Genomic DNA, 2,091 nt, shown 5'->3' with positions numbered 1-2,091 from the left:
GAGTCTGCTTCTCGATGAAGAACTCCTTGAGCACCACGTGGCCCATCGACATCGCCAGCGCGGCATCGGTACCGGGCCGCGCGGCCACCCATTCGTCGGCGAACTTGGTGTTGTCGGCGTAGTCGGGGGAGACCACCACGACCTTCTGGCCGCGGTAGCGCGCCTCGGTCATGTAGTGCGCGTCGGGGGTGCGGGTCACCGGGACGTTGGAGCCCCACATGATGAGGTAGCCCGCGTCGAACCAGTCGGCCGACTCCGGCACGTCGGTCTGGTCACCGAACACCTGCGGCGAGGCCACCGGCAGGTCGGCGTACCAGTCGTAGAACGACAGCATGTAGCCGCCGATCAGCGACACGAAGCGCGCGCCCGTGGCATGGCTGACCATCGACATCGCCGGGATCGGCGAGAAGCCGGCTACGCGGTCGGGGCCGTACTGCTTGATCGTGTACACATGTGCGGCAGCGGCGATCTCGGCGGCTTCCCACCATTCGGCGCGGACGAACCCGCCCTTACCGCGCGCGGTCTTGTAGGCCTTGGCCTTGACGGGGTCCTCGACGATGGACTCCCACGCCAGCACCGGGTCCTTGAGCTCGGCCTTGGCCTTGCGGTACAGGTCGAGCAGCGTGCCACGCACATACGGGTAGCGCACGCGGGCCGGGGAGTAGGTGTACCAGGAGAAAGACGCGCCACGGGGGCAGCCGCGCGGCTCGTACTCGGGCTTGTCCGAACCCACCGACGGGTAGTCGGTCTGCTGGGACTCCCAGGTGATCACGCCGTCCTTGACGTAGATCTTCCAGGAGCACGAGCCGGTGCAGTTCACGCCGTGGGTGGAGCGCACCACCTTGTCGTGCGACCAGCGGTCGCGGTAGAACTCGTCGGCATCGCGACCACCGACCTTGTAGACGGACCGGTTGTCGGGCGATACCTCGCCCCGCTGGAAATACTTACCGAGGTTCAGCAATGTGTCGCCGAAATCGGCGGGCGACGGACCTTGCGTGCGCGAATTAACCACGACGCCCCCTTCGAGCTGTGAAATCGGGCTGTTGGGGAAAACTGTAAGGAGGCGGACTCCTTCGGCAAAACGAACTTTTCACATCCGGATTCGGGCCGCGGTGAGCTGTGAGGTCGGCGCAATGTCGTGGTCACGGGGGAGGTTCGCGACGACGCCCGCGATCGAGGGCTCACCAGGGTGAACGGGCCGCGAGCTGGCCGAACGCGGTGATCGGGGGGTGCCTCGACAGGCGGACGGTGATGCTTCGGAAACGACTGGTTCTCCCGCGGTTTACATTTGTTTACACACCCGGTGTGCCCGCTGAACAGCGCTGATGTGACGCCACACACAACTATGGCCGGGTCGGGCCACCTCTACTGGGTGCTCGGGACGGTCGGCGGTGGCGGCTGAATCCACCGGTGCCCTACGGGCGCCGCGCTCGGCGGGAGGTGTTTCCGGGGCGATCCGCGGTGACCGGGGCCGTCCGGTCGGAGGCGGGGTGGGGATCGTGACGGTCGTGGTCGAGCGGTGCGGAATCTTATAGCACTGCTGAACGGAACGAATCAGAATCCTTTTAATTCGGTTCGGCACACCGCATTTCGTGACCACGCACACAGTTGCCCGCCGGTAACTACCCAAATGACGGGGCGCCAATATAAAGAAACGGCATCTTTTCCGGTCGGCGGTTGGCTCGAGGTTGAATAGTCATCCAGGATGAGCCCGTGCAGACAGGGAGGGTTGGGGTGATACCGAAGCCATCGTTCGACGGGCCTGACGGGCCGCCGAAACCGCCGACGCTCGGCGGGTTGCTGCGGCGACTTCGCGACGATCGGCGGATTTCGAGGGAAAAGCTCGCCTTCGCGGCGGGAGTCAGCTCCAGTTACATCACCCATTTGGAGAGTGGGGACCGGGACCGGCCCACGCACGCGGTGATCGAGGCGCTCGTGCGCTACCTCGACCGGATCGCGCCGGTGACCGATATCGAGCGCAGGCATCTTTTCGATCTTGCCGGGCTCGCTCCGGTCGACAACCCGACCGTCGAGGATCTGCGAGCCGAGATCAGCACCGAGATGCGCCGAACATTGGCGCTCCAGGAACCC

General features: G+C 65.2%; 2 protein-coding genes. One reads left to right on the top strand and one right to left on the bottom strand.

Going from position 1 to position 2,091, the window contains the following annotated elements:
* On the bottom strand, nt 1-1,012 hold a 1,012-nt coding region (locus tag ACFWF3_RS33545), incomplete at its 3' end, for a molybdopterin-dependent oxidoreductase (protein ID WP_379317982.1).
* A gap of 722 nt (nt 1,013-1,734) precedes the next feature.
* On the opposite strand from ACFWF3_RS33545, the gene ACFWF3_RS33540 reads away from it, so the two are divergent.
* A partial coding sequence (locus ACFWF3_RS33540) for a helix-turn-helix domain-containing protein (protein ID WP_379317981.1) occupies nt 1,735-2,091 on the top strand: 357 nt, incomplete at its 3' end.

Source organism: Nocardia sp. NPDC060220, assembly GCF_042727815.1.
GTDB lineage: Bacteria > Actinomycetota > Actinomycetes > Mycobacteriales > Mycobacteriaceae > Nocardia.
This window is presented reverse-complemented; position numbering and strand designations above follow the sequence as displayed.